4 protein-coding genes are annotated in these 3,896 nt (G+C 72.4%); 2 read left to right on the forward strand and 2 right to left on the reverse strand.

Translation table 11 applies throughout. From position 1 onward, the window contains the following. Nucleotides 1-49: 49 nt before the first annotated feature. Nucleotides 50-1,894, reverse strand: coding sequence for a glycoside hydrolase family 2 protein (locus V7E09_RS14705; protein ID WP_324509950.1), 1,845 nt, complete (start codon nt 1,892-1,894; stop codon nt 50-52). 111 nt (nt 1,895-2,005) lie between these two features. Then, nucleotides 2,006-2,911 carry an EamA family transporter gene (locus tag V7E09_RS14710; protein WP_324509952.1) on the reverse strand — a complete coding sequence of 302 codons (906 nt, stop codon included), beginning with the start codon at nt 2,909-2,911 and terminating at the stop codon, nt 2,006-2,008. A gap of 45 nt (nt 2,912-2,956) precedes the next feature. Here V7E09_RS14710 and V7E09_RS14715 point away from each other — a divergent pair, with 45 nt between their 5' ends. Further along, on the forward strand, nt 2,957-3,535 hold the full coding sequence (locus V7E09_RS14715; RefSeq protein ID WP_324509953.1) for a MarR family winged helix-turn-helix transcriptional regulator: 579 nt from the start codon (nt 2,957-2,959) through the stop codon (nt 3,533-3,535). A gap of 95 nt (nt 3,536-3,630) precedes the next feature. Further along, on the forward strand, nt 3,631-3,896 hold a 266-nt coding region (locus tag V7E09_RS14720; RefSeq protein ID WP_324523631.1), incomplete at its 3' end, for an ArsR/SmtB family transcription factor.

The following is a 3,896-nucleotide window of genomic DNA, read 5'->3' on the forward strand; positions in this document are numbered from 1 at the left end:
CAGGCTCAGTCCTCGGCGGACGCAGGCTCAGTCCTCGGCGGGCGCAGGCTCAGTCCTCGGCGGGGCGGGGTGGGGTGGTGATCGCTGCGCGGAGGGCGGCCGCAGGAGCCTTGGGGGTGCGGTCCGGCCACGCCAGACCGTTCTGTTCCTGGAGAGTGTCGGTGAGCTGCGTCCAGCAGAACCCGGCCAGCCCCGAGCCCTCCCCCACCGCTCCGGCCAGCGCCCCCACCTGCGCGACCAGCGCGGCTGGGGACGCGACGCCGCCGTAGCCCGCCCAGGCGGTGCCGTCCGCGTTGAGGGAGACGCCGCCGAACTCGCTCAGCAGCACCGGTATCCCCACACCCGACGATTCCCGCGTCCGTGGTCCGCCGGGCTCGGAACCCGGCACCCCGGCGACCACCCGCGATCCGCGGCCCGGTTCGGCCCCACCCGGAGGCGCCAGGACGGCGACCCGCCCACCCGGACGCCAGCGCGTCACCGTCTCGGTCAGCCCGGACCCCGCGAACCGCTCCCGGAGCCGGTTGGCGTCATGGTCGTAGTCGTGGAGGGCGAGCGCGTCCCCGACGACGTGCTCCCACCCGTCGTTGCCGAGAGCCAGCCGGGACGGGTCCAGGGCCTTCGCGAGGGCGTGCAGCGCCACGACGGCATGCCGCTGGGCGACGCTGCCCTCCAGATCGGGCAGCCCCCAGCTCTCGTTGAACGGCACCCAGGCGATCACGCTGGGATGGTTGCGGTCCCGTTCGATCAGGGCGAGCAGGTTGTCGGTGGTGCGCGCGAGGGCGTCGGCCGTGAAGTGGTAGGCGGCGGGAAGGTCGGCCCAGACCATCAGCCCGAGTTCGTCGCAGATGCGCAGGAACCGCGGATCGGCGCTGACTTGATGCATCCGCAACCCGTTGAAGCCGAGGTCCCGGATGAGTTCGGCGTCGGCGCGCAGCGCCGCCTCGCTGGGGGCCGTGAAATGGGTTTCTGGCCAGTAGCCCTGATCGAGCACCAGCCGCTGGAACACGGGCCGCCCGTTGATCAGGACCGAGTCCGGCGTGACGCCCACCGTCCGGACGCCGAAGTAGGACGCGGCGGCATCCACGTCGGCGCCGTCGGCGTCCCGGACGCGGATCTCCACGTCGATCAGTCGGCCACGGCCCGGCTGCCATTGGAGTTCCTCCGGCAGCACCGTGCGTGCCGAGGCGAGGCCGATGCCGAACTCGACGCGCGGCTCGGTCGCCTCGACGGCGACGCGGGCCAGCCGCACCTCGCCCAGCCGGAAGGTGGTCTCGACCGTGAGTCCCGGACGCCAGCCGTCCAGGGTCACGGATCCGCGCACGGTGCCCAGCGCGTCCAAGGGTGTCCAGGATGCCGCGCGCACGTGGGTGGCCGCGACTTCCTCCAGCCAGACGGTGCGCCAGATTCCCGAGGAGCGCCGGTACCAGATGACCGCTGGCTCGGGGGTCCAGGCCTGCTTGCCGCGCGGGATCTCGATGTCACTTGCCGGGTCGGATGCCGCCACGACCAACTCGTGCTCGTCGGCCGTGGCCAACGCGTCCGTGATGTCGAGGGTGAACGGCACGTAGCCGCCCCGATGGTGCCCGGCGAGGCGGCCGTCCACCCAGACGCGCGCCCTGTCGTCGACGCCTTCGAGGTGCAGCAGGTAGCGGCGGCCGGGCACCGGACGCAGGGAGAACCGGCGCCGGTAGCGAGGTTCCTCGCAGGTGTCGGCGCCGATGCCGGACGCCGCCGACTCGGGCGGGAATGGCACCTCGATGGTGTGGTCGTAGCTCAGGGTCAGCGGGTCGTCGCCGGGGGTGCCCGTGGTGAACTCCCAGGCGCCGTCGAGGCTGATCCAGCCGGGCCGGGCCAGCGTCGGTCGGGGGTGCATCGCGGCGACATCATCGTCCATGCACCGACCCTAGCGAGCACCCGCCACCGGACGTGGGGGACGCGGCGTTGCGAGCGGGCTGCGCGCCCCTGGGGCGAGGGCTCGGGTTCGATGACGGCGGCTGGGATGGCCTCAGCCGCTGCGGCCTCGCCGGCCGGGCAGGACGCGCACCACGGCGTCCACGACGGCGGGCTGACCGAGGAGAACGCCCAGCAGCACCGCCCCGACGCCGAGCGCTTGAGTGGGGCCGAAGACCTCCCCGGCAACAGTGATGCCGAGCACAGTCGCCACCAGGGGGTTCACCAGGCCGAGGGTCCCCACCGATGCCGCGCTGAGGCGCCGCAGCCCACGGAACCAGACCACGTAGGCGACGCCCGTGCCGACGATGCCGATCCAGGCGTAGCCCAGCCAGCCTGCGGGGGTGATGGCGGGCGGCGGGCCCTCCACGAGGGCGGCGAGCACCGCGAGGAACAATCCGCCCGCGACGAGCTGCCAGGTGGTGAAGGTGAGCATGTCGACGGGGGGCGACCACTTCTTGATGTAGATGAAACTCAGGCTGCTGACGGCCACCGATCCCAGGGCCGCGAGGACGCCGATGCCGTCGACGACGAACCCGGCACGCAGCACGAGGACGCTGACCCCGATCACGCCGAGGATGCCGCCGAGGATCGCGGCGCCGGTGGGCCGCTCGCGGAGCATCGCCCAGGCGAGCGCCATGATGATGAGCGGTCCGGTGGCCTGCAGCGTGGAGGCCAGCCCGCCGGGGAGGCGGTAGGCCCCGACGAAGAGCAGGGCGAAGAACAACCCGAAGTTCCCGATCCCGAGGACGGCGGCTTTCCACCACCACGAGCCGCTCGGGAGGGTGCGGCGCCACGCGAGCATGACGAGCCCCAGCGGGAGGGCCCGCATGGCGGCGGTGAACAGGGGCCGGTTCGGGGGCAGCCACTGTTGGGTGACCAGGTAGGTCGTCCCCCAGGCCAGGGGCGCGATCAGCGTGAGGGCGACATCCTGGCCGCGTCCGCCGCGTTTAGTTTCCACGGAAGACATAGTAGCGTCCGTGGAAGATAACGCTAGCCTGGGGGCGTGCCGAGCCGAGACGCCGCCGCCCGCGGACCCGCCCCTCGCATCGCGCCCCGCGCCCCCGAACCCGGCCCGTGGCAGCCGGACGCCGTGGACGACATCGTCGCCCAGTGGCGAGCCCAGCGCCCGGAGATAGACCCCTCCCCGATGCTGCTGTTCGGCCGGCTGCACCGGCTCGCCGCCCTTCTCAACGCCGAACTGGAGGCCACGTTCAGCGGCTTCGGCCTCGGCGAGGGCGAGTTCGACGTGCTGGCCAGCCTGCGTCGGGCCGGGGATCCGTACACCCTTTCCCCCGGCGCCCTGGCCGCCGCCACCATGGTCACATCCGGGGCCACCAGCAAGCGGATCTCCCGTCTGGAGGCGCGCGGACTGGTGCGCCGCACCACCTGTGACGACGATGGCCGCGGTCGCCGCATCACCCTCACCGCCGAAGGCCTCAGCCTCGTGGACAGTGCCGTCGAGGCCCACCTCGCCAACGAGCGACGCCTCCTCGCCCCCCTCGACGACGCCCAGCGCGCGACGCTGACAGCCCTGTTGCGTCATTGGCTCGCCACCGTGGAGCCCCCCTCCGTGCACGGCTGACCAACCCCCAGCGGCATCCCGATCACCCCTGCCCGCGTCTCACGTCGCGGACCACCCCGTGGCTATTCATCGCCCAACGGCGATAACATCGACGCATGACGACAATCAAGGTGGTTGCCGAGGCTCCGGTGCGGCAACCCGACCCCGAGATGGCCACCCTGTTTCATGCCTTGTCCGAGCCCACGCGGCTGGAGATTCTGACCCACCTGGGCAGCGGAGAGCACCGCGTCCGCGATCTCGTCGAGCACCTCGGGCTGGCACAATCCACGGTCAGCAAGCACCTCGCCTGCCTGCGGGACTGCGGCCTGGTCGCGGTGCGGCCGCAGGGGCGGTCGTCCTGGTTCTTCCTCGCCGCTCCGGA

Origin of the sequence: Propioniciclava sp. (genome assembly GCF_036744435.1) — a bacterium.
Taxonomy (GTDB): Bacteria; Actinomycetota; Actinomycetes; order Propionibacteriales; family Propionibacteriaceae; genus Propioniciclava.

What these genes read in the sequence shown, in the direction of transcription:
- V7E09_RS14705 (WP_324509950.1), bottom strand. Translation starts at nt 1,894, where the DNA reads ATGGACGATGATGTCGCCGCGATGCACCCCCGACCGACGCTGGCCCGG.